The organism is Streptomyces sp. NPDC050145, assembly GCF_044460245.1.
GTDB lineage: Bacteria > Actinomycetota > Actinomycetes > Streptomycetales > Streptomycetaceae > Streptomyces.
In genome coordinates, this window is the sequence record NZ_JBITJS010000016.1 from 55,384 (window position 1) to 80,810 (window position 25,427).

The window sequence follows — 25,427 nt, forward strand, 5'->3', positions numbered from 1 at the left end:
GCAGCACTACGTGGATGAGACCGGCCAGCGAATTACGGTGCTCAGGCCGTCAGCCGGGGGAGCACGCTCTCGCAGTACAGCTGAAGACTGCGCCAGCCCTCGTCGATCGGCATGCCGCCCGACAGCGGGTGCAGTACGTAGTTGTCGAGGCCCTGGGCGACGCACTCGTCCGGCGTGAGGATGCGGTAGACGCCCTCGGCGCGCAGCTCCTCGACCGTCGTCGCGCCCGAGCGCACCGCCGACTTGATGTCCTGCGACTGCCAGGACGCGTACGTGCGCGCCTCGTGCAGGAAGTGCTCGCCGTGCTCGGCCCAGGTGCGGTCCGGGTCCTCGGACAGGTGCAGCAGCGGCGTCGACTCGGCCGGCATCATCGTCCAGCCCTCGGTGCCGTACTCGGCCAGCCGCTCCTTGTAGTACAGCTCCAGCTCCGGCAGATGGGCGCTCGGGAAGAACGGCAGGCCGAGCCGGGCCGCACGGCGCGCGGCCGCCTGCGAGGAGCCGCCCACCAGGAGCAGCGGGTGGGGCTGCGTGAAGGGGCGCGGAGTGACGCGCACGCGCCGGCCGCGGAAGGTGAACTCCTCGCCCGTCCACGCGGTGAGCAGCGTCTCCAGCAGCTCGTCCTGGAGCTTGCCGCGCCGCTTCCACTCCACGTCGAACTGGGCGTACTCCTCGGGGCGGTACCCGATCCCCGCCACCGTGACCAGTCGGCCGCCGCTCACCAGGTCCAGGACGGCGATGTCCTCGGCGAGCCGCAGCGGATCGTGCAGCGGGCCGATGATCGCCGAGACCGTCACGGCTATCCGGCGGGTGGCGCCGAAGACCGCGCCCGCGAAGGTGAACGGGGAGGGCAGCCAGTTGTTGGCGACGCCGTGGTGCTCCTCGGTCTGCACCGTGTCGACGCCCCGGTCGTCGGCGTACGCCGCCATCTCCACCGCCGCCTTGTAGCGCGCGCTGAGCGACTCGGGTGTGCCGGCCGGATCGACCAGGTTGAACCGTACGACGGAGACGGGCATCGAAAAGTCCCCCTTCACGCGGGCTCGTGTGAAGGGGGACGTTAGCTGACGGTGCGTCAGACGGCCAGGGGCTCGGCGCTCTCGGTCTCGTCCGGCGCCGTGGTCGTGTCGGCCGGCTTCGGCAGGACCAGGTACAGCAGACCCGAGACGATGATCGTGACGACCCAGCCGAGTCCGTACTCGCCCAGGAAGTTGTTCGAGGCGAGCGGGCCGGTGAACCAGTCCGAGGACGTGAACAGCAGGCCCGCGACCAGACCGACCGCCCACGCGATGACGGCGGCGGGGGAGAAGCCGCCCTTGTACCAGTAGGCGCTGGAGCGCGTGGTGTCGATCAGCGCCGCGGCGTCGTAGTGCTTGCGCGTGAACATGTCCGCGCCGAAGACGCCGACCCAGGCCGAGAAGGCGACCGCGAGCAGCGACAGGAAGGCGATGAACGAGCCCATGAAGCTGGTCGCGACAAGCATCAGGATCGCGCCGAAGACCAGCGAGATCAGCGCGTTGATCGACACGGCCCAGTGGCGCGGGACCTTGAAGCCGAGCGTCTGCGCGGTGAAGCCCGCCGAGTACATCGACATCGCGTTGATCAGCAGCATGCCGACCAGGGCGATCAGCAGGTACGGCACCGCGATCCACAGCGGCAGGAAGTCGCCCAGGAAGGAGACCGGGTCGGCGGCCGAGGCCAGGTCCGGCGTCGACACGGCCATCACGGCACCCATGAGGACCATCGGCAGGACGACGATGCCGGCGCCCCCGATCGAGTTCCGCACGATCGCGGCGGCGGAGGCCGTGCGCGGCAGGTAGCGCGTGAAGTCCGGGGAGGCGGGGATCCAGCTGACGCCACCGGCGGCGATCATGCCGATGCCGGCCACCATCAGGGACGTCGAACCCGCGGGCTGGTGGAAGACCTTCGACCAGTCGGTGTCGACGATCAGGTAGACGAGCACCAGGACGGAGAAGGCGCCGAAGAGGTACGTCGCGTACTTGTTGCACTTCTGCACGGCGTTGATGCCGAGGCCCGAGATGGCGAACGTCGCCACCACGAAGAGCAGCAGGGTGATGACGACCAGGACGTCGTTCTGCTTGATGCCGAAGAGGATGTCCAGCACGGTGAGGACCGCGTAGGCCCCCGTCACCGCGTTGATCGTCTCCCAGCCCCAGCGGGCCACCCAGATCAGCGAACCGGGCAGCAGATTGCCGCGCTGTCCGAAGACGGCGCGCGACAGGGCCATACCGGGCGCGCCGCCCCGCTTGCCCGCGATGCCGATCAGCCCGACCAGCCCGTACGAGACGACGGGCGCCACGATCGCGACGACGACGGCCTGCCAGAAGTTCAGCTTGTACGCCACGACCAGGCTCGCGCCCATCGTGAGCAGCAGCACGCTGATGTTGGCCGCGACCCAGGTGGGGAAAAGGTCGCGGGTCTTGGCGGTGCGCTCGGCGTCCGGGACGGGCTCGATGCCGCGGGTCTCGAGGGCGCCTTCGGATTCGGCGGTCTTGCTCATGCGGTGGGGTTCCGTGCCTCTGTGGGGGTGGGGCGGTGGCGATCGTCGCGGTCCGGCGAGGCGATCGCGTTGGACTCTACGCGCGTTGACGCTTCCTCTTCCATCGTACTTTAGTCCGAGTAGTTCCCTCTAGAGGCGTTTGTCTCTTGGAGGAAGTCACAAGAGCGGCCCGGACGAGGCCCATGACTGATACTGGACGGGTTATGGACATCGTCATCCTTGCTGTAGTCATCGCCGTGGTCGTGATCGGCGCGCTCGGCGGGCTCGTGGTCGGCAGCCGCAAGAAGAAGCAGCTGCCTCCGCCGCCGCCCTCGGCGCCCGACATCACCGCCGCCCCGCCGGCCGAGCCGCACGTCGGCGACGAGGCCGAGACCCCGCGCGACGAAGCGCGGCGCACGATCGAGGAGGTCGACCTCCCGGCCGCCGAGCCGGCCACCGAAGCCCCCGTCGAGGCCCCCGCAGAGGAAGCCCCGGCCGCCCCCGAGATCGAGGTCCCCGAGCCGACCGCGGGCCGGCTGGTCCGGCTGCGCGCCCGGCTCTCCCGCTCGCAGAACGCGCTGGGCAAGGGGCTCCTCACCCTCCTGTCCCGCGAGCACCTCGACGAGGACACCTGGGAGGAGATCGAGGACACGCTGCTCACCGCCGACGTCGGCGTGCAGCCCACCCAGGAGCTCGTCGAGCGGCTGCGCGAGCGCGTCAAGGTGCTCGGCACCCGCACCCCGGAAGAGCTGCGCGGCCTGCTGCGCGAGGAGCTCCTCAAGCTGCTCGTCCCCGAGTTCGACCGCGCAGTGAGCACGGACTCGAACCTGGACACCCCGGGCATCGTGATGGTCGTCGGCGTCAACGGCACCGGCAAGACCACCACCACCGGCAAGCTCGCGCGCGTGCTCGTCGCCGACGGCAAGAACGTCGTCCTCGGCGCCGCGGACACCTTCCGCGCCGCCGCCGCCGACCAGCTGCAGACCTGGGGCGAGCGCGTCGGCGCCCGCACCGTGCGCGGCCCCGAGGGCGGCGACCCCGCGTCGATCGCCTTCGACGCCGTCAAGGAGGGCATCGAGGAGGGCGCCGACGTCGTCCTCATCGACACCGCGGGCCGGCTGCACACCAAGACCGGCCTGATGGACGAGCTCGGCAAGGTCAAGCGCGTCGTGGAGAAGCACGCCCCGCTCGACGAGGTGCTGCTCGTGCTCGACGCGACGACGGGGCAGAACGGACTGGTCCAGGCCCGCGTCTTCGCCGAGGTCGTCGACATCACCGGCATCGTGCTGACCAAGCTGGACGGCACGGCCAAGGGCGGCATCGTGATCGCGGTCCAGCGCGAGCTGGGCGTACCGGTGAAGCTCATCGGGCTCGGTGAGGGGCCGGACGACCTCGCGCCGTTCGAGCCCGAGGCGTTCGTGGACGCGCTCATCGGGGAGTAGGCACTCCGCGCGGTGCGGGATTCCGCACCGTCGAGGGATGCGCTGTGGGGAACTGCGGGCCGATCGTGGCCGGCGGTTCCCCACCCTGCTTTTCGGGGCCAAAGCCAGGGCTACACGCAGGGCGACCTGTGGGCCGTGTACGCCAGGGTGCCCAGGAGGAGGCGGGCCTGCGGGGGCTGGGCGGCCGTGTCCAGGGACGGCGGGCGCAGCCAGCTCGTCGGACCCAGGCCGGCGCGGTCCGAGGGCGGCGCCGTGATGTACGTACCGGGGCCGAGGGCGTGGAGGTCGAGCGCCGCGTCGTCCCAGCCCATGCGGTACAGGAGCGCGGGCAGCTCGGCGGCGGCGCCCGGCGCCACGAAGAAGTGCACCCGGCCCTCGGGCGTGGCGACGACCGGGCCGAGCGGCAGCCCCATGCGCTCCAGACGGATCAGCGCCCGCCGTCCCGCCGCCTCCGGCACGTCGATGATGTCGAACGCGCGGCCGACCGGAAGCAGGACCGCGGCCCCCGGGAAGCGGCTCCATGTCTCGGTCACCTCGCCGAGCGTGGCGCCCGCCGGCACCGTCACTGACGGATCGAGCGGATGCGCCCCCGGCGCCGGGCAGTCGGCCCGGCCGCAGGAGCACGCGCCGCCCGCGGCCCGCGCGCCCGGGACGACGTCCCAGCCCCACAGGCCGGTGAACTCGGCGACGTGCGTGCAGTCCGAGGTGCGGCCGGACGTGCGGCCGCGGCGACGTGAGCCCGTCCGCAACTCACGGATGCCGCCGATCGTGAAGCCCATGCCCCCTCCAACGGGTCCCGCGCGCCGGTGGTTACGTAGTGGAATCGGATCGTGACCCGCTGCTCACGTCGCCCGGTCGAGGCGGCGCTCGGTCGCATCGGGGGTGGTGCGCCCGGCGCGACGCGCCCTGCCGCACCCCGGTCCGCCCACTTCCGGCTGTCCTATGTCAAGTGAATCGTGCGGCGCCGTCGCGCAGTTCATTCGAAGGGGTGGCGAATGGTGGCGTTTCCGGGTTCTCCCTCGCCGGAGGGGTGATCGTAGGATTACTTTCAGTGCACGAAGTTCGGGGTAGACGCACTCGTGGGTATGCCGCAGGCAAGTCGGTTTTCTCTCCGGAGAGTGACAACTGCCGGACGGGAGGCCGTTCTTGACGGCATCCTTGATAGTGCTTGCGGACAAGAGCGGCTGGGCAGGGCTTGGCGTCGAGCGTCTTGGTCGGATTCAGAATGGGGGCGTTCCAGTGGGCGGCAGCGGCGGAAGCGTGACGAACGCTGAGAAGCGCCCGAACGAGCTCCTCGGCTCGTGGTTCGTGCGCAGCGGCTGGTCCAAGGGCGAGCTGGCACGTCAAGTGAACCGCCGGGCCCGCCAGTTGGGTGCGAACCACATCTCCACCGACACCTCCCGGGTCCGGCGCTGGCTCGACGGGGAGAACCCGCGCGAGCCGATCCCCAGGATCCTCAGCGAGCTGTTCTCCGAGCGGTTCGGCTGTGTCGTGGCCGTCGAGGACCTCGGGCTGCGCGCCGCGCACCAGTCGCCCTCCGTGTCCGGCGTCGACCTGCCCTGGACCGGACCGCAGACGGTCGCGCTGATCGGCGAGTTCTCGCGCAGCGACCTGATGCTGGCCCGCCGCGGCTTCCTCGGCAGCTCGCTCGCCCTGGCCGCGGGCCCCTCCCTGGTCGAGCCCATGCAGCGCTGGCTCGTGCCGACCCCGGGCGGGGCGGCGAAGCCCGAGCCCGTGACCGACCTCGACAGCCGCCGCCGGGGCAATCGCCTCTCGAAGCCGGAGCTGGACCTCCTCGAGTCCACCACCGTCATGTTCCGCCAGTGGGACGCCCAGTGCGGCGGCGGTCTGCGCCGCAAGGCCGTCGTCGGCCAGCTCCACGAGGTCACCGACCTCCTCCAGGAGCCCCAGCCGGAGGCCGTCACCCGCCGCCTGTTCAAGGTCGCCGCCGAGCTCGCCGAGCTGGCCGGCTGGATGAGCTACGACGTGGGCCTGCAGCCCACCGCCCAGAAGTACTTCGTGCTCGCCCTGCACGCCGCCAAGGAAGCGGGCGACAAGCCGCTCGGCTCGTACATCCTCAGCAGCATGAGCCGCCAGATGATCCACCTCGGCCGCCCCGAGGACGCGCTTGAGCTCATCCACCTCGCCCAGTACGGCAGTCGGGACTGCGCCAGTCCGCGCACCCAGTCGATGCTGTATGCGATGGAGGCCCGCGCGTACGCGAACATGGGGCAGCCCAGCAAGTGCAAGCGCGCCGTGCGGATGGCCGAGGACACCTTCAGCGACGCCGACGACTGGGACGAGCCGGACCCCGACTGGATCCGCTTCTTCTCCGAGGCCGAGCTGCACGGGGAGAACAGCCACTCCTTCCGCGACCTCGCGTACGTGGCCGGCCGCAGCCCCACGTACGCGACGATGGCCGAGCCGCTGATGAAGCGGGCCGTCGAGCTGTTCGGCAAGGACCCGGAGCACCAGCGCTCCTACGCGCTCAACCTGATCGGCATGGCCACCGTGCACCTCCTCCAGAAGGAGCCCGAGCAGTCCACGGTCCTGGCCGAGCAGGCCCTCGGGATCGCCCGCAAGGTCCGCTCCGAGCGGGTCAACACGCGCATCCGCAAGACCGTGGACACCGCCGTGCGGGACTTCGGCGGCATCGCCGAGGTCATCCACCTGACCGACCAGCTCGCCGTCCACCTGCCCGAGACCGCCGAAGCCGCGGTCTGAGACCGCACCGGCCCACCAGGGACCATCCGCGCGTCATCCACGCGTAACACGCACGACCTCTTCGTCACTGCGGCGAAACATCGAGGGGCGCCCGCCGAAACGGCGGGCGGCCAGAGTCTGGCGCATAACCGGCCCACCCCTCATGACCGCTCAGGCTTCGCCCGCACGGGGCCGCACGAAACGACGAGGAGACGCCGATGGCACCAGCCATCACGCTTGCGGCGGACAGCCCCGCACTGTCGTCCGCCGACACAGGCTTCATGCTCATCTGTTCCGCCCTGGTGATGCTCATGACCCCGGGCCTCGCCTTCTTCTACGGAGGCATGGTCCGCGTCAAGAGCACCCTGAACATGCTGATGATGAGCTTCATCAGCCTCGGGATCGTCACGATCCTCTGGGTGCTCTACGGCTTCTCCGTCGCCTTCGGCACCGACAAGGGGTCGCTGATCGGCTGGGACGGCGACTTCGTCGGCCTCAGCGGCATCGGCCTCACCCAGCTCTGGGACGGCTACACGATCCCGGTCTACGTCTTCGCCGTCTTCCAGCTGATGTTCGCCGTGATCACGCCCGCCCTGATCAGCGGCGCCCTCGCGGACCGGGTGAAGTTCACCGCCTGGGCGGCCTTCATCACCCTGTGGGTCACGCTCGTCTACTTCCCCGTCGCCCACTGGGTGTGGGGCGCCGGCGGCTGGGCTTTCGAGCTCGGCGTCATCGACTTCGCCGGCGGCACCGCCGTGCACATCAACGCGGGCGCCGCGGCCCTCGGCGTCATCCTCGTCATCGGCAAGCGCGTCGGTTTCAAGAAGGACCCGATGCGGCCGCACTCGCTGCCGTGGACGATGCTCGGCGCGGGCCTGCTCTGGTTCGGCTGGTTCGGCTTCAACGCGGGCTCCTGGCTCGGCAACGGCGACGGCGTCGGCGCGCTCATGTTCGTCAACACACAGGTCGCGACCGCCGCCGCCATGCTCGCCTGGCTCGCCTACGAGAAGATCCGGCACGGCGCGATCACCTCCCTCGGCGCCGCCTCCGGAGCCGTCGCGGGCCTCGTCGCCATCACCCCCTCCGGCGGCTCCTGCTCCCCGCTCGGCGCCATCGCCATCGGCGCGATCGCGGGCGTCCTGTGCGCCATGGCCGTCGGCCTCAAGTACAAGTTCGGCTACGACGACTCCCTCGACGTCGTCGGCGTCCACCTCGTCGGCGGCATCATCGGCTCCGTCCTCATCGGCTTCTTCGCCACCGGCGGCGGCCAGTCCGACGCCAAGGGCCTCTTCTACGGAGGCGGCCTCGACCAGCTCTGGAAGCAGCTGGCCGGAGTCGGCGGTGTCCTCGCCTACTCCCTGATCGTCTCCGCGATCCTCGCCTTCGCCCTCGACAAGACCATCGGCATGCGGGTCAGCGAGGACGACGAGGTCGCCGGCATCGACCAGGCCGAGCACGCCGAGACCGCCTACGACTTCAGCGGCGCCGGCGGCGGCATCGCGGCCCGCTCGGCGGTACCGGCCCCGGCCGCCCAGGACTCCCAGAAGGTGGACGCATGAAGCTCATCACCGCGGTCGTCAAGCCGCACCGGCTCGACGAGATCAAGGAGGCCCTCCAGGCCTTCGGGGTCCAGGGCCTGACCGTCACCGAGGCCAGCGGCTACGGCCGCCAGCGCGGCCACACCGAGGTCTACCGCGGCGCCGAGTACACCGTCGACCTCGTCCCCAAGATCCGCATCGAGGTCCTGGTCGAGGACGAGGACTCCGACCAGCTCGTCGAGGTCGTGGTCAAGGCCGCCCGCACCGGAAAGATCGGCGACGGCAAGGTCTGGGCCGTCCCCGTCGAGACGGCCGTACGGGTCCGGACCGGCGAGCGCGGCCCGGACGCCCTCTAGAACCACGAAGCGAACGGGAGCCGCCGGGTGACGAGTGTGAACGACGTACCGACCGAAGCAGCGGACGACGACAGCGCTGCGCCCAGCGGCTACGCGGCGGCCCGGCTGCGCCTCCTCCAAGGGGACGCGCGGCCCGGGCCGCCGCGCCGTGCCGCCCTCGCCGCACTGACGGACGACTGGCTCGCCGGACTGTTCGGCACCGCGGTCCCGGGCACCGCGCTCGTCGCCGTCGGCGGATACGGGCGCGGCGAGCTCTCCCCGCGCAGCGACCTCGACCTTCTGCTGCTGCACGACGGCACCGCCGGACCCGGCGAGATCGCCGCGCTCGCCGACCGCCTCTGGTACCCGGTCTGGGACCTGGGCCTCGCCCTGGACCACTCCGTACGTACCCCCGCCGAGGCCCGCAAGACCGCGGGCGACGACCTCAAGGTCCACCTCGGCCTCCTCGACGCCCGGCACGTCGCGGGCGACCTCGGCGTCACCGCGGGCCTGCGCACCGCCGTCCTCGCCGACTGGCGCAACCAGGCACCCAAGCGCCTGCCCGAGCTCCGGGAGCTGTGCGAGGAGCGCGCCGAACGCCAGGGTGAACTGCAGTACCTCCTCGAACCCGACCTCAAGGAGGCCCGCGGCGGCCTGCGCGACGCCACCGCCCTGCGCGCCGTCGCCGCCTCCTGGCTCGCCGACGCCCCCCGCGAAGGACTCGCCGACGCGCGGCGCCGCCTCCTCGACGTCCGCGACGCCCTGCACCTCGCCACGGGCCGCGCCACCGACCGCCTCGCCCTCCAGGAACAGGACCAGGTCGCGCGGGACCTGGACCTCCTCGACGCCGACACCCTGCTCCGCCAGGTCTACGAGGCCGCACGCACCGTCGCGTACGCCACGGACGTCACCTGGCGCGAGGTCGGCCGCGTCCTGAGATCCCGCTCCGTGCGGCCCCGGCTGCGCGCCATGCTGAGCGGCGGCAAGGCCGCACCGGCCGAGCGCTCGCCGCTCGCCGAGGGCGTCGTCGAGATGGACGGCGAGGCCGTGCTCGCCCGCGCCGCCCGGCCCGAACGCGACCCGGTGCTGCCGCTGCGCGCCGCCGCCGCGGCCGCCCAGGCCGGACTCCCGCTCTCCCTGCACGCCGTGCGCCGCCTCGCCCAGGCCGCCCGCCCGCTGCCCACACCCTGGCCCGCCGAGGCCAGGGAACAGCTCGTGACGCTGCTCGGCGCGGGCCGGCCGACCGTCGAGGTGTGGGAGGCGCTGGAGGCGGAAGGACTGATCACGCGGCTGCTCCCGGACTGGGAGCGGGTCCGCTGCCGGCCGCAGCGCAACGCCGTGCACACCTGGACCGTCGACCGGCACCTCGTCGAGACGGCGGTCCGCGCCTCCACCCTCACCCGGCACGTCGGCCGCCCCGACCTGCTGCTCGTCGCCGCGCTGCTGCACGACATCGGCAAGGGCTGGCCCGGCGACCACTCGGTCGCCGGTGAGGTCATCGCCCGCGACGTGGCCTCCCGCATCGGCTTCGACCGTGCCGACACCGCCGTCCTCGCCACGCTCGTCCGGCACCACCTGCTGCTCATCGACACCGCCACCCGGCGCGACCTGGAGGACCCCGAGACGGTCCGGGCGGTGGCCGACGCGGTCGGCTCGGTCGGCACCCTGGAACTGCTGCACGCCCTCACCGAGGCGGACGCGCTGGCCACCGGGCCCGCCGCCTGGTCGTCCTGGCGGGCCTCGCTCGTCGCCGATCTGGTCCGGCGGGCCGCCGCCGTGCTCACCGGCGACGAGCCCGTCGACCCGGACGCCGCCGAACCCACCGCACAGCAGGAACGGCTCGCCGTGGAGGCGTTCCGCACGGGCGGGCCCGTGCTCGCCCTGCACACACAGATGGAGTCCGTCCCGGCCGAGCCCGCCGACCCGGAGCCGCTCGGCGTCGAACTGCTGATCGCCGTGCCGGACCGGCCGGGCGTCCTGCCCGCCGTCGCCGGGGTCCTCGCCCTGCACCGGCTCACCGTGCGCACGGCGGAACTGCGCTCGCTCACCCCGCCCGGCGACATGCCCGGCACCGTCCTGCTGCTCGACTGGCGGGTCTCCGCCGAGTACGGCTCGCTGCCCCAGGCCGCCCGGCTGCGCGCCGATCTGGTCCGCGCCCTCGACGGCTCGCTCGACATCGTGTCCCGGCTCGCCGAGCGTGACGCGGCCCAGCCCAGGCGCCGCGGGGTCGTCCCGCCGCCGCCCCGGGTGACCGTCGCGCCGGCCGCGTCCCGGCTCGCCACGGTCATCGAGGTACGGGCCCAGGACGCGCCCGGGCTGCTGCACCGGATCGGGCGGTCGTTCGAGACGGCCGGGGTACGGGTGCGGTCCGCGCACGCCTCGACGCTGGGGGCCAACGCGGTCGACGCCTTCTACGTCACCGGTCCGGAGGGCGCCCCGCTCCCGCCGGAGGAGGCCGCCGAGCTGGCCATGGCCCTGGAGGCGGCGCTCAGGGGCTGACCGCCTCGGACTGCTCCCCACGCGCGCGTAGATGTGTCCCCGCTCACCCGATCCGGTGGGCGGGGACGATTGCTTTGCGCGGCCAGATACTCTGGAGGGCGATTCTCCGTCCCCGACCCCAAGGACCGACGAGCGCCGTGTTCGATACTCTCTCCGACCGCTTGGCGAATACCTTCAAATCCCTCCGGGGCAAAGGCCGCCTCTCCGAGGCGGATATCGACGCCACCGCGCGTGAGATCCGTATCGCGCTGCTCGAGGCCGACGTCGCGCTGCCCGTCGTCCGTGCGTTCATCAAGCAGGTCAAGGAGAGGTCCCTCGGGATCGAGGTCTCCCAGGCGCTGAACCCTGCCCAGCAGGTCATCAAGATCGTCAACGAGGAGCTCATCGGCATCCTCGGCGGCGAGACCCGCCGGCTGCGGTTCGCCAAGACCGGCCCGACCGTGATCATGCTCGCGGGTCTGCAGGGTGCCGGTAAGACCACCCTCGCGGGCAAGCTGGGCCACTGGCTCAAGTCGCAGGGCCACTCGCCGCTGCTCGTCGCCTGTGACCTCCAGCGCCCCAACGCCGTGAACCAGCTGAGCGTCGTCGCCGAGCGCGCCGGCGTCGGCATCTACGCCCCGGAGCCGGGCAACGGGGTGGGCGACCCGGTCCAGGTCGCCAAGGACTCCATCGAGTACGCCAAGTCCAAGGTCTACGACGTGGTCGTCGTCGACACCGCCGGCCGCCTGGGCATCGACCAGGAGCTGATGCAGCAGGCCGCGGACATCCGCGACGCCGTCAGCCCCGACGAGGTCCTCTTCGTCGTCGACGCCATGATCGGTCAGGACGCGGTCAACACGGCCGAGGCCTTCCGCGACGGCGTCGGCTTCGACGGTGTGGTCCTGTCGAAGCTCGACGGCGACGCCCGCGGTGGTGCTGCGCTCTCCATCGCGCACGTCACCGGCAAGCAGATCATGTTCGCCTCCAACGGCGAGAAGCTGGACGACTTCGACGCGTTCCACCCGGACCGCATGGCGTCCCGCATCCTCGGCATGGGCGACATGCTCACGCTGATCGAGAAGGCCGAGCAGACCTTCTCGCAGCAAGAGGCCGAGAAGATGGCCGAGAAGCTGGCCTCCAAGAAGGGCCAGGACTTCACCCTCGACGACTTCCTGGCTCAGATGGAGCAGGTCAGGAAGATGGGCTCGATCTCGAAGCTGCTCGGGATGCTCCCGGGCATGGGCCAGATCAAGGACCAGATCAACAACCTCGACGAGCGCGACGTCGACCGCACCGCCGCGATCATCAAGTCGATGACCCCGGCCGAGCGCGCGGACGCCGCGATCATCAACGGCTCGCGCCGCGCCCGTATCGCCAAGGGTGCCGGTGTCGAGGTCAGCGCGGTCAAGAACCTGATCGAGCGGTTCGTCGAGGCCCGCAAGATGATGTCCCGCATGGCCCAGGGCGGCGGCATGCCGGGCATGCCGGGGATGCCGGGCATGGGCGGCGGCCCCGGCCGGCAGAAGAAGCAGCCGAAGAAGGCCAAGGGCAAGCAGCGTTCGGGCAACCCGATGAAGCGCAAGCAGCAGGAGCAGGACGAGGCCGCCCGTCGCGCGGCCGCCGCCGAGGCCGGCGGCGCGCTCGGCCTGCCGGGCGCGGCCGAGCAGGGCGGCAAGGACTTCGAGCTCCCCGACGAGTTCAAGAAGTTCATGGGCTGACCTGCCGCGGAACAGCAGGGGAGAGGGGCGCTCGCGCGATGCGGGCGCCCCTCTCGCATGCGCGGGGGTGACCCGGTCCACCCGGGTGGCGAGGTCCCCGGAACTGTGCGGTCATGGGCCCAAGGCCCATCAGCCCGGCCGGCGCTCCGCGGCGCCCCGACGGCAGGCGGCACAGGAGGAGAGGCAGGCGTGGCGAACCCCGTACCCCCGCGTGACCGCACGGACCAGCCCTGGCGATCCGAAGGCGCCCCTCCGCCCCCTCCGCCGCAACCGCCGAAGCGCAAGATGCCCGGCGGCTGGGGCGGCCTCATCCTGACCGCGCTGGTCGTCTACCTCATCGCCAACCTGGTGCTGTCCTTCTTCAGCTCGGGCGGCGAGCCGACCATCTCGTACACCGAGTTCAGCAAGCAGGTCGCCGACGACAACGTCAGCAAGATCTACGCCAAGGGCGACGCGATCCAGGGCCAGCTCAAGAAGGAGCAGCCCACGCCCGACGGCAGCGACAAGGACAGCAAGAAGTACACGAAGTTCAAGACCCAGCGCCCCTCCTTCGCCGACGACAAGCTCTGGGAGAACCTGGAGAAGCACGGCGTCACCGTGACGGCCGAGCCGGTCGTCCAGCAGCGCAGCTTCCTGTCCAACCTGCTCATCTCGCTCGCCCCGATGCTGCTCCTCGTCTTCCTATGGATCTTCATCGCGCGGCGCATGAGCCAGGGCATGGGCGGCGCGGGCGGCATGCTCGGCCGCAAACAGCCGCCCAAGCCGGTCGAGCTGGAGCCCGGCAAGAAGCGCACCACCTTCGCCGACGTCGCCGGCATCGACGAGGTCGAGGGCGAGCTCAACGACGTCGTGGACTTCCTCAAGAACCCCGACGCCTACCGGAAGATGGGCGCCAAGATGCCGCGCGGCGTGCTGCTCGCGGGCCCTCCCGGCACCGGCAAGACGCTGCTCGCGCGGGCCGTCGCGGGCGAGGCGGGCGTGCCGTTCTTCTCCGCGTCCGCCTCCGAGTTCATCGAGATGATCGTCGGCGTCGGCGCCTCGCGCGTACGGGAACTCTTCGCGGAGGCCCGCAAGGTCGCCCCGTCGATCATCTTCATCGACGAGATCGACACCATCGGGCGGGCCCGCGGCGGCGGCAGCGGCATGGGCGGCCACGACGAGCGCGAGCAGACGCTGAACCAGATCCTCACCGAGATGGATGGCTTCAGCGGCTCCGAGGGCGTCATCGTCATCGCCGCCACCAACCGCGCCGACGTCCTCGATCCGGCCCTGACCCGCCCCGGCCGCTTCGACCGCGTCGTCAACGTCTCGCCGCCCGACCGCGACGGCCGCGAGGCCATCCTCAAGATCCACACCCGCGAGATCCCGATGGCCGAGAACGTGAACCTCGCCCAGGTGGCACGGACGACGCCCGGCATGACCGGCGCCGAACTCGCCAACCTCGCCAACGAGGCCGCCCTCATCGCCGTCAAGCGCAAGCAGCCCCAGGTCACCCAGACCGACCTCTCCGAAGCCCTGGAGAAGGTCCAGCTGGGCGCCGAGCGGCCCCTGGTCATGCCCGAGGAGGAGCGCCGCCGCACCGCGTACCACGAGAGCGGCCACGCCCTCCTCGGCATGCTCCAGCCCGGCGCCGACCCGGTCCGCAAGATCACCATCGTGCCGCGCGGCCGCGCCCTCGGCGTCACCCTCTCCACCCCGGACGCCGACCGGTACGCGTACACGGAGGAGTACCTGCGCGGCCGCATCATCGGCGCCCTGGGCGGCATGGCCGCCGAACACGTCGTCTACGGAGTCGTCACCACCGGCGCCGAGAACGACCTCGAACAGGTCACCAACATCGCGCGCGGCATGGTCGCCCGCTGGGGCATGAGCGAGAAGGTCGGCCGTCTCTCGGCCCTCCCGAGCGACGCCCAGCAGGCCTACGGACTGTCCGCCGCGCCCGACACCCTCGACGTCATCGACGGCGAGATGCGCCGCATCGTCGACGAGTGCTACGAGGAGGCCTGCCACAAGCTGCGCGAGAACCGCGACAAGCTGGACGCGCTCGCCGCGGCCCTCCTGGAGAACGAGACGCTGGAGGAGGCCGACGCCTACCGGATCGCCGGCGTCACCCGCCTCTTCAAGGACATCGACTGACCGCCGACCGGCCGACCGGTCACGTACGGGCGATCAGGTACCGGAACACGTTGGGCATCCACACCGTGCCGTCCGCGCGGACGTACGGCTGCAGCGCCTCCGTGATCTCCTTGGCGACCTGAACCGGGTCCGTCGCCGCGGCCGCCGCGTCGAAGAGCCCCGTCGACAGCAACCCCCGTACGGCGCTGTCCGCGTCCGCGTACCCGAAGGGGCACGCCACCCGGCCGGACCCCTCGGGGCACAGCCCCGCGCGCCGGGCCACCTCCTCCAGGGCGGCACCCCGGCCGGGCGCCCCGCGCAGGGGATCGGCGAGCTTCCTGGCCACCTTCAGGACGGACGACGTCGTGCAGCACTCCGGAGGACCCCAGCCGGTGAGCACCACCAGGGCGCCCTTCCCGGCCGACGGCACGACCTCGCGCAGCAGCGCGGAGAGGTCCTCCGCGTCACCGTCCGCGCAGCCGATCGGGTGGAACGCCGTGATCAGCCCGTAGGACGCGTCCTCCGCCTCCGGGGCGGCGCCCTCCATGAGGCGCGGCCGCGTCTCCATGTCCGGCAGCCGCTCCCGGGCGAGCGCGAGCCGCTCCGGGCAGGCGCTCTCCATCCCGGCCACGCGGGCGCCCCGCGCGGCCGCCATCACGAGCGCAAGCCCGGCTCCGCAGCCGAGTGCCAGCAGCCGCGTGGCCCGGCCCACCTCGAGCCGTGCGTACACCGCCTCGTAGAGCGGGACCAGCATCCGCTCCTGGATCTCCGCCCAGTCACGCGCGCGTGCGTGCGGGTCCACGCCGGGCGCGAGCGCAGGTGTCATGGAAGGGCCCCATCCGCCGGGAGTCACCGGTGAGTTGTCCGTTGTCGTTCCCCGTAAGCCAGAGAACTGCGCGCGGGCCGTCCCGTCCAGAGGCGTTCCGGCATCCGGGCGAAAACCGGTGCCCCGGGGTCCAGGTCCGGCCGTAGCATGCGCGCCATGGCAAAAGCACCTGTTCTCACCCCCCGGGCGGACGACTTCCCGCGCTGGTACCAGGACCTGATCACCAAGGCCGAACTGGCCGACAACGGACCGGTGCGCGGCACGATGGTCATCCGACCGTACGGCTACGGCCTGTGGGAGCGGATGCAGCAGGACATGGACGCGCGCATCAAGGAGACGGGCACGCAGAACGCGTACTTCCCCCTTCTGATCCCGCAGTCCTACCTCACCAAGGAGGCCGACCACGTCGAGGGGTTCGCGCCCGAACTGGCCGTGGTCACGCACGGCGGCGGCAAGGAGCTGGAGGAGCCGGCCGTCGTCCGCCCCACCTCGGAGATGATCGTCAACGACTACTTCTCCAAGTGGGTGCAGAGCTACCGCGACCTGCCGCTGCTCATCAATCAGTGGGCGAACGTGGTCCGCTGGGAACTGCGGCCCCGGCTCTTCCTGCGCACCACGGAGTTCCTGTGGCAGGAGGGCCACACCGCGCACGCCACCTACGAGGAGGCGCGCGACTTCGCGGCCCGCATCCACCGCCACGTGTACGCGGACTTCATGGAGAACGTCCTCGCGATGGACGTCGTACTGGGCCGCAAGACCGCCAAGGAGCGCTTCGCGGGCGCCATCAACACGCTCACCCTCGAAGGGATGATGGGCGACGGCAAGGCCCTCCAGATGGGCACGAGCCACGAGCTGGGCCAGAACTTCGCCAAGGCGTTCCACACCCAGTACTTGTCGAAGGAAGGCAGGCAGGAGCTCGTCTGGCAGACCTCCTGGGGGTCGACCACGCGCATGATCGGCGCCCTGGTGATGATGCACGGCGACGACGACGGACTGCGGGTGCCGCCGCGCCTGGCGCAGGTCCAGGTCGTCGTGCTCGCCATCAAGGGCGACGAGGCGGTGCTCGCCAAGGTCCGCGAGATCGGCGCCGCCCTGAAGGCCGCCGGGATCCGCGTCCAGGTCGACGACCGCACCGACACCCCGTTCGGCCGCCGCGCGGTCGACTGGGAGCTCAAGGGCGTCCCCGTACGCGTCGAGGTCGGCCCCCGCGACCTGGAGAGCGGGACGGCGATGGTCGCCCGCCGCATCCCCGGCGGCAAGACGCCGGTCGCGGTCGACACGCTCGCCGCGGTGCTGCCCGGCCTCCTGGAGGAGGACCAGGCGCTGCTCCTGCGCCAGTCGCGCGAGCGCCGCGTGTCCCGCACCAGCGACGTCACCACCGTGGCGGAGGCCGTCGAGGCGACCGACGCCGGCGGCTGGGCCCGCATCCCGTGGGCCACCCTCGGCCCGGAGGGGGAGGAGACGCTCGCCGAGCACGGCGCCTCGGTGCGCTGTCTGCTCGCCGAGGACGGGGCGGTGCCGGACGCCGATGACGCACCGGGTAACGTCGCGGTCGTCGCGCGCGCCTACTGAGGCCCATGGCGGGAAGACGGCCTCCGGGGCGCCGGGGTTGCGGAAGAGGCCGAAACACCTCTTGCGTCACACATGAAGTCGTATGCCGCAGTGCGCGTAGGCCGCCTACGCGCACGGGCGTACAGGTCACTACGCACCACCTTGGTGCGAGCTGTGAGACTTCTCCGCAGATCGGCGCACCCGCCCTCGTCCGGACGCATCAGCGACAACTGACGGGTACGTGCAAATTATTTGGGATGCCCCGGAATAGGAACACAGAGGCACCCCGGCTCGTTGTCACGACGTGAGCACGACACCACCTGTTCTCGCCGCAGAGCTGGCAGGGGCGTGGGCCGACATTCAGCGGCACCACCCCGAACTGCCGGATCTTGCCGCGCCCGAATCCCTGATCGGGGAGTCGTCGTCCGCCTGCGGACACGAGCTCTCCTTCGAGCGACTCCTCCACGAGGCAGTCCACGGCATCGCAGCCGCGCGCGGAATCCGCGACACGTCCCGCGCCGGCCGCTACCACAACCGCAGATTCCTGGCCATCGCCGAGGAGATGGGCCTCGACCACCCCGAGGAGCCGCACCCCAGCAGCGGCTTCTCGCTGGTCGCGCTCACTCCGGAGGCGAAGCAGCGTTACCGACAGACGATCGAGCGACTCCAGCGCGCCCTCAAGGCGCACACCGTGGCGACCGCCGCGGACACCAAGCGCAGCTTCCGCGGCCCGGCCGCGCGGCACGGCTCCTCCGGGGGCGGCGTCCGCGTCAAGGCCGTCTGCGACTGCGGGCGCAACGTCCGCGTGGTGCCCTCGGTGCTGGCGCAGGCCCCGATCGTCTGCGGCGGCTGCGGCAAGCCGTTCCGGATCCCGGAGGTCGTCGGCGCCGGCGTCGCGGTCGGCTGACCGCCGGGCTCCTGGTGGGGCGGCCGGCGGGGCCGCCTCCCCGCCCGCCCGGGGCCGGGGGGAGCGTTCGGCCGCTCCGGCGGCATATGGCACAATGGCTAGCTGTACTCGACAGTCGCATAGGACCCCTCTCTCCTCCGGCTGACGCGTCCATCGGGCACTCGGGTACCGCAACCCCACGCGGCCATCTCGCCGTGCCCACCCACGTCAAGACCAGGAGACACCACTCCAGTGGCAGTCAAGATCAAGCTGAAGCGTCTGGGCAAGATCCGTTCGCCTCACTACCGCATCGTCGTCGCCGACTCCCGTACCCGCCGTGACGGCCGGGCCATCGAGGAGATCGGTCTGTACCACCCGGTGCAGAACCCCTCGCGCATCGAGGTCGACTCGGACCGCGCGCAGTACTGGCTGGGTGTCGGCGCGCAGCCGACCGAGCCGGTTCTCGCCATCCTGAAGCTCACCGGTGACTGGCAGAAGTTCAAGGGTCTGCCGGCCCCCGCGCCGCTGAAGGTCGCCGAGCCGAAGGCCGCCCGCCCCTCCTTCGAGGCGCTGGCCACGGCCGACGAGCCCAAGGGTGAGGCCATCACCCAGAAGAAGAAGGCTGAGAAGAAGGACGAGGCCGCTGAGGCTGCGTCCGAGTCGACCGAGGCCTGAGCATGCTCGAGGAGGCTCTTGAGCACCTCGTGAAGGGCATTGTCGACAACCCCGACGACGTGCAGGTCGCCTCGCGCAACCTGCGCCGTGGGCGCGTGCTGGAGGTCCGGGTCCACCCCGACGACCTCGGCAAGGTGATCGGTCGTAACGGCCGCACCGCGCGTGCTCTGCGGACCGTCGTGGGCGCCATCGGCGGCCGCGGTGTCCGCGTCGACCTCGTCGACGTCGACCAGGTTCGCTGACAAGTTGAACACCGGCTCGGGCCGGGGAGGGCCTCAGGGCCGTCCCCGGCCTTAGTCGTATGACAGGAGATAGCTCACGTGCAGCTGGTAGTCGGGCGCATCGGGCGCGCCCACGGCATCAAGGGTGAGGTCACCGTCGAGGTGCGTACCGACGAGCCCGAGCTGCGGCTCGGCCCCGGTGCGGTGCTCGCCACCGACCCCGCGTCCACCGGACCGCTCACCATCGAGTCCGGCCGGGTGCACAGCGGTCGGCTGCTGCTGCGCTTCGCCGGCGTCCGCGACCGCACCGGCGCGGAGGCCCTGCGCAACACGCTCCTGATCGCGGAGGTCGACCCGGAGGAGCTGCCGGAGGACGAGGACGAGTTCTACGACCACCAGCTCATGGACCTCGACGTCGTCACCGTGGACGGCACCGAGGTCGGCCGGATCACCGAGATCTCCCACCTGCCCTCGCAGGACCTCTTCATCGTGGAGCGGCCCGACGGCAGCGAGGTCATGATCCCCTTCGTCGAGGAGATCGTCACCGAGATCGACCTCGAGGAGCAGAAGGCGGTCATCGACCCGCCGCCCGGCCTCATCGACGACCGGGCCGAGATCGCCTCCGCCCGCGACGCCGAGACCGAGGCGGGCGCCGAGGACGGCTCGGCATGAGGCTCGACGTCGTCACGATCTTCCCCGAGTACCTGGAACCGCTGAACGTCTCGCTCGTCGGCAAGGCACGCGCGCGAGGACAGCTCGACGTCCGCGTGCACGACCTGCGCGAGTGGACCCACGACCGGCACAACACGGTCGACGACACCCCCTACGGGGGCGGCCCCGGCATGGTCATGAAGACCGAGCCGTGGGGCGAGTGCCTCGACGACGTGCTCGCCGACGGATACGAGGGCGGCGCCCAGGCGCCCGCCCTGGTCGTCCCCACCCCCAGCGGCCGCCCCTTCACCCAGGAGCTCGCCGTGGAGCTCTCGCAGCGCCCCTGGCTGGTCTTCACCCCGGCACGCTACGAGGGCATCGACCGCCGCGTCATCGACGAGTACGCGACCCGGATGCCCGTCTACGAGGTCTCCATCGGCGACTACGTGCTCGCCGGCGGGGAGGCCGCCGTCCTCGTCGTCACCGAGGCCGTGGCCCGGCTGCTGCCCGGCGTCCTCGGCAACGCGGCGTCCCACGAGGACGACTCCTTCGCGCCCGGCGCCATGGCGAACCTCCTGGAGGGGCCCGTCTACACCAAGCCCCCGGCCTGGCGCGGCCGCGAGATCCCCGAGGTGCTGCTCAGCGGCCACCACGGGAAGATCGCCCGCTGGCGACGGGACGAGGCGCTGCGCCGCACGGTGCGCAACCGGCCCGATCTCGTCGAGCGCACCGACCCGAAGGCCTTCGACAAGAAGGACCGCGAGATGCTCTCGATCCTGGGCTGGCGACCGGGTCCCGACGGCCGATTTGGGCCCACGCCCGAGGTCGTGGAAGAATAAGCCGCTGCTGTACGTCCAGCCTGCGCCCCTGCCACAGGGGGAACGACGCCGGCCCGACGCGATCAGCTACCGAAACTCATCACATACCTCCCGCCGATGACCTGTGGCATCGGTGAAGAAAGCAGACGATCATGTCTCACCTGCTCGACTCCGTCGACTCCGCGTCGCTGCGCAGCGACATCCCGGCCTTCCGCCCGGGTGACACCGTCAACGTCCACGTCCGCGTCATCGAGGGCAACCGCTCCCGTGTGCAGCAGTTCAAGGGCGTAGTCATCCGCCGCCAGGGCGCCGGTGTCCGCGAGACCTTCACGGTCCGCAAGGTCTCCTTCTCCGTCGGCGTCGAGCGCACCTTCCCGGTGAACAGCCCGATCTTCGAGAAGATCGAGCTCGTCAGCCGCGGTGACGTCCGTCGCGCCAAGCTGTACTACCTCCGCGAGCTGCGCGGCAAGGCCGCGAAGATCAAGGAGAAGCGCGAGAACTGAGCCGCTCGGCGCCCCACGCGGGCGCCGGCGCATCTCGCGTACGGAGTCCACAGGAGCGCCGGATAGCATCTGGCCTCGATGGACACCGAAGCACAGCATCAGGAGCGCGACCGCTCCTCCCGGCCCCACGAGAGCACCTCGGAGGGCGAGGAGGGACGGTCGCGTTCCTCTTTGTCTCTCGGGGGGATCGCGGAGCAGGTGCCCGGCGGCCGGATCACGCTCGGCGCGCTGCTCTGCGTGGTGCTGCTGCTGGCCTTCGGGGTCTTCGTGATGCAGCCGTTCCAGATCCCCAGCAGCTCGATGCGGCCGACGCTGAACGTCGGGGACCGCGTTCTCGTGAACAAGTTGGCGTACCGTTTCGGTGCGCGGCCGGAGCGCGGGGATGTCGTCGTCTTCGACGGCAGCGGGTACTTCGGTGACGCGGACTACGTCAAGCGCGTCGTCGGGGTGGGGGGAGACCACGTGGTCTGCTGCGACAGGCAGGGGAGGATCGCCGTGAACGGGCGAGCCGTGGACGAGCGGTCCCTGCTGTACCGCGGGGACGCGCCTTCAGAGGTGCGCTTCGACATCGAGGTTCCCGACGGGACGCTCTTTCTGCTGGGTGACCACCGCGCCGACTCCCGCGACTCCCGCGACTATCTGGGCGCCCCCGGCGGCGGCTTCGTCCCCGTCGACCAGGTGATCGGCAAGGCCCAGTGGGTCGCCTGGCCCGCCGTCCACTGGAGCTCCCTGGCGCGCGAGGACCTCTACGCGCGCGTACCCGAGGCGGGCGGCGCCCATGGGTAAGCGGGGCAGGACGCACGCCGGTGACGAGGCCGAGGAGCAACTGCCCACCGGGAGCAGGCGCACCGCGGGCACCGCGCCGCGCGGCCGGGCGGAGCGCCGCAAGCTGGCCCGCAAGGTGAAGCGGCGCCGCCGGCGTTCCGCGATCAAGGAGATACCTCTCCTGATAGGCGTGGCGCTGCTCATCGCGCTCGTCCTGAAGACGTTCCTGGTGCAGGCCTTCGTGATCCCGTCGGGCTCCATGGAGCAGACGATCAAGATCGGCGACCGGGTCCTGGTCGACAAACTGACGCCCTGGTTCGGCGCGAAGGTGCAGCGCGGCGACGTCGTGGTCTTCAAGGACCCCGGCAAGTGGCTGGAGCAGGAGACGGGACAGAAGAAGGACGACCCCGTCGGGATCAAGCAGATCAAGACGGGTCTCACGTGGATCGGCCTGCTGCCCTCCGCCGACGAGCGGGACCTGATCAAACGCGTCGTGGCCGTCGGCGGCGACACGGTGAAATGCTGCGACGCCCAGGGCCGCGTCACCGTCAACGGGACGCCGCTCGAGGAACGTTCGTACATCCACCCCGGCAACGCGCCCTCGAAGTTCGACTTTTCGGTGAAGGTTCCCGAAGGCCGGCTCTTCGTGATGGGCGATCACCGGGCGAACTCGGCGGACTCGCGCTACCACCTCACCGAGGCGTTCCACGGCACCGTGTCCGAGGAATCCGTAGTGGGGCGGGCCCGGTTCATCGGCTGGCCGATCGGGAACTGGACCACGCTGGAGGAGCCGGAGACCTTCGCGGGGGTCGCCGACGCGCAAGGGGGCGGATCGACCGCGGCCCCCGGCGCGTCGCATAGGGTGGCCATCGCGGACAGCCCCGAATCGAGACCCGACTCATTGGATTCGGACGGAATGATCCCTCTCCCGACCCCTGCGGAACTCCCGCTCGTTATGGGAGTGGTGGGCCTGCATCGCGTAGGGATCAGGCAGCGGCACGGAGTGAGGAGTGGATGTGGGGGACTTGGCGGTCGGCGCACGGTCAGGGCATGGGCCCGAGGAACAGCCCGAGCGATCCGACGACGCGACAGGTCCCGGCGTGACTGACCACACGCCCGGGAGCGATGACGGTGGAGCGGCGGGCCGTTCCGGCGCCGCCGGAGAGCGGCCCGGCGACGAGCCGAGGATTCCGAAGAAGGCCAAGAAGCCCCGCTCCTTCTGGAAGGAGCTGCCGCTGCTCATCTTGATCGCCCTGGTCCTGGCCCTGTTGATCAAGACCTTCCTGGTGCAGGCGTTCTCGATCCCGTCGGGGTCGATGCAGAACACGCTGCAGATCGGCGACCGCGTGCTCGTCGACAAGCTGACCCCGTGGTTCGGCTCCAAGCCGGAGCGCGGCGAGGTCATCGTGTTCAACGACCCGGACCAGTGGCTGGAGGGCGAGCCCGCCAAGCCGCCGAACGCCGCGCAGAAGGTTCTGAGCTGGGTCGGCCTCATGCCCTCCGCCGACGAGAAGGACCTCATCAAGCGGGTCGTCGGCGTCAGCGGCGACACCGTCGAGTGCAAGGGCACGGGCCCGTTGAAGGTCAACGGCAAGGCGCTGAACGAGCCTTACGTCTTCCCGGGCAACACCCCGTGCAGCGCGGACGGCGTCGGCGGCACCTTCAAGGTGAAGGTTCCCGAAGGCAAAGTCTGGGTCATGGGCGACCACCGCCAGGACTCGCTGGACTCCCGCTACCACCAGAACGACAAGAACCAGGGCTTCGTCCCCGTGGACAACGTCGTGGGCCGCGCGATCGTGGTGGCCTGGCCGCCCACGCACTGGTCCACGCTGCCGGTCCCGGACACCTTCGACCAGTCGGGGATCAACGCCGCGGCGAACGTCGCCCCGGGCGCCCTGGGACTCGCCGGAGCCGTGCCGCTCGTGCTGTGGCGCCGCCGCCGGACGAACCGGAGCGTTACTGAGGGGAACACCAGGGTTTCTGAGGTCACGAGCGCCCGGTAGGGTGCCGTCCCAGATCGCCGATCTTGCGCGGTCCGTGCCACTCGGGCCGGACCGCGCGGTCGATGTCTCCGACGCTGGGGAGCAACTGGGATGAGCAGGACGGGTCGTACGGCCGAGGGCCACGGCAAGGCCGGCAGTGTGCTGTCGGGCATAGCCGTGGCCCTCGGCTGTGTGCTGTTCCTCGGCGGGTTCGTATGGGGTGCCGTGGTGTACCAGCCGTACACGGTGCCCACCGACTCCATGACGCCGACGATCGGCGCGGGCGACCGAGTGCTCGCGCAACGGATCGACGGCGGCGAGGTCAAGCGCGGCGACGTGGTCGTCTTCCGCGAGGCCAGCTGGGGCGACATGCCGATGGTCAAGCGGGTGGTCGGCGTCGGTGGCGACAAGATCGCCTGCTGCACGGACGGCAAGCTCACCGTCAACGGCGAGCAGGTCGAAGAACCGTATCTGCCGGCCGGTACGTCCGCCTCGCTCGCCGGGATCAAGTCGACCACGGTCCCGCAGGGCCGGCTCTTCCTCCTCGGTGACGAGCGCAGCGGCTCCCTGGACTCCAGCGTCCACCTCGGTGACGCCAACGGCGGCTCGGTGGAGCGCGGCGCCGTGGAGGCCCGGGTGGACGCCGTGGCCTGGCCCATGAACGGCATGCTGGGCAAGCCCACGGGCTTCGAGGCGATGCCCGGCGGTATCTCGCAGCCCGGCCCGCTCCGGATCATGGTGGGCGCCGTCGTGGCCGGCGCGGTCCTGGTGCTCGCCGGCGCCGCGTACGGCCCGATCGCGAACCGGGCACGGCGCTCCCGGACCCGCCGCGCGCCGGAGCCCGCCCGTGTCTGAGCCCGGCGGCGTCGTGCGCGAGGTGGCCCGCGTCGTCCTGCTCGACCAGGACGACCGCGTCCTGCTGCTGCACGGGCACGAGCCCGGCGACACGGCGGACGACTGGTGGTTCACTCCGGGCGGCGGTCTGGAGGGCGACGAGACGCGTGCGCAGGCCGCGCTGCGGGAACTGGCCGAGGAGACGGGCATCACGGATGTGCGGCTCGGCCCGGTCCTGTGGCAGCGGGTCTGCTCCTTCCCGTTCGACGGGCGCCGCTGGGACCAGGACGAGTGGTACTTCCTGGCCCGCACGACCTCGACGGCCCGGGCCGTGGAGATCAACGGAGAGGGCCTGACCGACCTGGAACGGCGCAGTGTCGCGGGAGCGCGATGGTGGTCGTGCGAGGAACTGGCCGAGGCCCGTGAGACGGTGTACCCGACCAGGCTCGCCGAGCTGCTGAAGCGGCTGCTCGTCGAGGGTCCCCCGAGCCGGCCGCTGGTTCTCGAGACGGAAATCGTCTAGAGGCACCGGTGGCTGACGCACAATAGGGGGACGCACGGCAGAAGGGGAACATGCCATGAGCGCCGAGGACCTCGAGAAGTACGAGACCGAGATGGAGCTGAAGCTCTACCGGGAGTACCGCGACGTCGTCGGGCTGTTCAAATACGTGATCGAGACCGAGCGGCGCTTCTACCTCACCAACGACTACGAGATGCAGGTGCACTCGGTCCAGGGCGAGGTGTTCTTCGAGGTGTCGATGGCGGATGCCTGGGTCTGGGACATGTACCGCCCCGCTCGTTTCGTGAAGCAAGTCCGGGTCCTCACGTTCAAGGACGTGAACATCGAGGAGCTCAACAAGAGCGACCTGGAGCTTCCGGGCAGCTGAGCCCG

General features: G+C 71.1%; 24 protein-coding genes. 20 read left to right on the plus strand and 4 right to left on the minus strand.

Annotated elements, in window-relative coordinates:
* Nucleotides 1–41: 41 nt before the first annotated feature.
* Together ACIBTU_RS29035 and ACIBTU_RS29040 are read right to left on the minus strand one after the other, a co-directional pair.
* Nucleotides 42–1,013: an LLM class flavin-dependent oxidoreductase gene (locus ACIBTU_RS29035; RefSeq protein ID WP_399129477.1), complete on the minus strand. Its 972-nt coding sequence runs from the start codon at nucleotides 1,011–1,013 to the stop codon at nucleotides 42–44.
* Nucleotides 1,014–1,069: 56 nt separating this feature from the next.
* Complete coding sequence (locus ACIBTU_RS29040; protein WP_399129478.1) at nucleotides 1,070–2,515, minus strand: cytosine permease; 1,446 nt, start codon at nucleotides 2,513–2,515, stop codon at nucleotides 1,070–1,072.
* A gap of 203 nt (nucleotides 2,516–2,718) precedes the next feature.
* Here ACIBTU_RS29040 and ftsY point away from each other — a divergent pair, with 203 nt between their 5' ends.
* The gene (gene ftsY / locus ACIBTU_RS29045; RefSeq protein ID WP_399129479.1) at nucleotides 2,719–3,936 is read left to right on the plus strand and encodes a signal recognition particle-docking protein FtsY; all 1,218 of its coding nucleotides are present in this window, start codon (nucleotides 2,719–2,721) and stop codon (nucleotides 3,934–3,936) included.
* A gap of 110 nt (nucleotides 3,937–4,046) precedes the next feature.
* Here the strand turns inward: ftsY and ACIBTU_RS29050 are convergent, their stop codons facing one another.
* Nucleotides 4,047–4,715 carry a bifunctional DNA primase/polymerase gene (locus ACIBTU_RS29050; protein ID WP_399129480.1) on the minus strand — a complete coding sequence of 223 codons (669 nt, stop codon included), beginning with the start codon at nucleotides 4,713–4,715 and terminating at the stop codon, nucleotides 4,047–4,049.
* A gap of 460 nt (nucleotides 4,716–5,175) precedes the next feature.
* On the opposite strand from ACIBTU_RS29050, the gene ACIBTU_RS29055 reads away from it, so the two are divergent.
* From ACIBTU_RS29055 to ftsH, 6 genes are all read left to right on the plus strand, one after another.
* Entirely contained in the window at nucleotides 5,176–6,660 is a 1,485-nt protein-coding gene (locus tag ACIBTU_RS29055) for a hypothetical protein (RefSeq protein ID WP_399129481.1), read from the plus strand.
* Between the two features lie 197 nt (nucleotides 6,661–6,857).
* A complete protein-coding gene (locus tag ACIBTU_RS29060; protein ID WP_399129482.1) occupies nucleotides 6,858–8,198 on the plus strand; it encodes an ammonium transporter in 1,341 nt (446 codons plus the stop codon).
* Nucleotides 8,195–8,533 carry a P-II family nitrogen regulator gene (locus ACIBTU_RS29065; RefSeq protein WP_188336619.1) on the plus strand — a complete coding sequence of 113 codons (339 nt, stop codon included), beginning with the start codon at nucleotides 8,195–8,197 and terminating at the stop codon, nucleotides 8,531–8,533. The genes ACIBTU_RS29060 and ACIBTU_RS29065 overlap by 4 nt, the downstream gene beginning before the upstream one ends.
* Nucleotides 8,534–8,569: 36 nt before the next feature.
* Nucleotides 8,570–11,011 (plus strand): [protein-PII] uridylyltransferase, encoded by a 2,442-nt coding sequence (locus tag ACIBTU_RS29070; RefSeq protein ID WP_399129617.1) that lies wholly within the window; start codon nucleotides 8,570–8,572, stop codon nucleotides 11,009–11,011.
* A gap of 137 nt (nucleotides 11,012–11,148) precedes the next feature.
* Nucleotides 11,149–12,708 (plus strand): signal recognition particle protein, encoded by a 1,560-nt coding sequence (gene ffh / locus ACIBTU_RS29075; protein ID WP_399129483.1) that lies wholly within the window; start codon nucleotides 11,149–11,151, stop codon nucleotides 12,706–12,708.
* A gap of 189 nt (nucleotides 12,709–12,897) precedes the next feature.
* Nucleotides 12,898–14,844, plus strand: a complete 1,947-nt coding sequence (gene ftsH, locus ACIBTU_RS29080; protein WP_399129484.1) for an ATP-dependent zinc metalloprotease FtsH — start codon at nucleotides 12,898–12,900, stop codon at nucleotides 14,842–14,844.
* A 19-nt stretch (nucleotides 14,845–14,863) separates the two neighbouring features.
* On the opposite strand, the gene ACIBTU_RS29085 is transcribed toward ftsH, so the two are convergent.
* Nucleotides 14,864–15,649, minus strand: a complete 786-nt coding sequence (locus ACIBTU_RS29085) for an SAM-dependent methyltransferase (RefSeq protein ID WP_399129485.1) — start codon at nucleotides 15,647–15,649, stop codon at nucleotides 14,864–14,866.
* 156 nt (nucleotides 15,650–15,805) lie between these two features.
* On the opposite strand from ACIBTU_RS29085, the gene proS reads away from it, so the two are divergent.
* The 13 genes from proS to ACIBTU_RS29150 all read left to right on the plus strand — a co-directional run bounded on the left by proS (nucleotide 15,806) and on the right by ACIBTU_RS29150 (nucleotide 25,422).
* The gene (gene proS, locus ACIBTU_RS29090) at nucleotides 15,806–17,221 is read left to right on the plus strand and encodes a proline--tRNA ligase (protein ID WP_399129486.1); all 1,416 of its coding nucleotides are present in this window, start codon (nucleotides 15,806–15,808) and stop codon (nucleotides 17,219–17,221) included.
* Nucleotides 17,222–17,504: 283 nt separating this feature from the next.
* The gene (locus ACIBTU_RS29095; protein ID WP_399129487.1) at nucleotides 17,505–18,107 is read left to right on the plus strand and encodes a hypothetical protein; all 603 of its coding nucleotides are present in this window, start codon (nucleotides 17,505–17,507) and stop codon (nucleotides 18,105–18,107) included.
* A gap of 231 nt (nucleotides 18,108–18,338) precedes the next feature.
* Nucleotides 18,339–18,761 (plus strand): 30S ribosomal protein S16, encoded by a 423-nt coding sequence (gene rpsP, locus ACIBTU_RS29100; protein ID WP_188336613.1) that lies wholly within the window; start codon nucleotides 18,339–18,341, stop codon nucleotides 18,759–18,761.
* A gap of 2 nt (nucleotides 18,762–18,763) precedes the next feature.
* The gene (locus tag ACIBTU_RS29105; RefSeq protein WP_014176063.1) at nucleotides 18,764–19,003 is read left to right on the plus strand and encodes an RNA-binding protein; all 240 of its coding nucleotides are present in this window, start codon (nucleotides 18,764–18,766) and stop codon (nucleotides 19,001–19,003) included.
* 78 nt (nucleotides 19,004–19,081) lie between these two features.
* Nucleotides 19,082–19,654, plus strand: a complete 573-nt coding sequence (rimM, locus tag ACIBTU_RS29110) for a ribosome maturation factor RimM (RefSeq protein WP_399129489.1) — start codon at nucleotides 19,082–19,084, stop codon at nucleotides 19,652–19,654.
* Nucleotides 19,651–20,472, plus strand: a complete 822-nt coding sequence (trmD, locus tag ACIBTU_RS29115) for a tRNA (guanosine(37)-N1)-methyltransferase TrmD (protein WP_399129491.1) — start codon at nucleotides 19,651–19,653, stop codon at nucleotides 20,470–20,472. The genes rimM and trmD overlap by 4 nt, the downstream gene beginning before the upstream one ends.
* A gap of 131 nt (nucleotides 20,473–20,603) precedes the next feature.
* Nucleotides 20,604–20,954: a 50S ribosomal protein L19 gene (gene rplS / locus ACIBTU_RS29120; protein WP_399129492.1), complete on the plus strand. Its 351-nt coding sequence runs from the start codon at nucleotides 20,604–20,606 to the stop codon at nucleotides 20,952–20,954.
* Between the two features lie 78 nt (nucleotides 20,955–21,032).
* A complete protein-coding gene (gene lepB, locus ACIBTU_RS29125) occupies nucleotides 21,033–21,740 on the plus strand; it encodes a signal peptidase I (RefSeq protein WP_399129493.1) in 708 nt (235 codons plus the stop codon).
* Nucleotides 21,733–22,827 (plus strand): signal peptidase I, encoded by a 1,095-nt coding sequence (gene lepB, locus ACIBTU_RS29130; RefSeq protein WP_399129494.1) that lies wholly within the window; start codon nucleotides 21,733–21,735, stop codon nucleotides 22,825–22,827. The genes lepB (ACIBTU_RS29125) and lepB (ACIBTU_RS29130) overlap by 8 nt, the downstream gene beginning before the upstream one ends.
* Nucleotides 22,736–23,722 carry a signal peptidase I gene (gene lepB / locus ACIBTU_RS29135; RefSeq protein WP_399129495.1) on the plus strand — a complete coding sequence of 329 codons (987 nt, stop codon included), beginning with the start codon at nucleotides 22,736–22,738 and terminating at the stop codon, nucleotides 23,720–23,722. The genes lepB (ACIBTU_RS29130) and lepB (ACIBTU_RS29135) overlap by 92 nt, the downstream gene beginning before the upstream one ends.
* A gap of 90 nt (nucleotides 23,723–23,812) precedes the next feature.
* On the plus strand, nucleotides 23,813–24,556 hold the full coding sequence (gene lepB, locus ACIBTU_RS29140) for a signal peptidase I (RefSeq protein WP_399129496.1): 744 nt from the start codon (nucleotides 23,813–23,815) through the stop codon (nucleotides 24,554–24,556).
* Nucleotides 24,549–25,058 (plus strand): NUDIX hydrolase, encoded by a 510-nt coding sequence (locus ACIBTU_RS29145; protein ID WP_399129497.1) that lies wholly within the window; start codon nucleotides 24,549–24,551, stop codon nucleotides 25,056–25,058. The genes lepB (ACIBTU_RS29140) and ACIBTU_RS29145 overlap by 8 nt, the downstream gene beginning before the upstream one ends.
* 55 nt (nucleotides 25,059–25,113) lie before the next feature.
* Nucleotides 25,114–25,422 carry a DUF2469 domain-containing protein gene (locus ACIBTU_RS29150; RefSeq protein ID WP_005311352.1) on the plus strand — a complete coding sequence of 103 codons (309 nt, stop codon included), beginning with the start codon at nucleotides 25,114–25,116 and terminating at the stop codon, nucleotides 25,420–25,422.
* The last annotated feature ends 5 nt before the right edge of the window (nucleotides 25,423–25,427 follow it).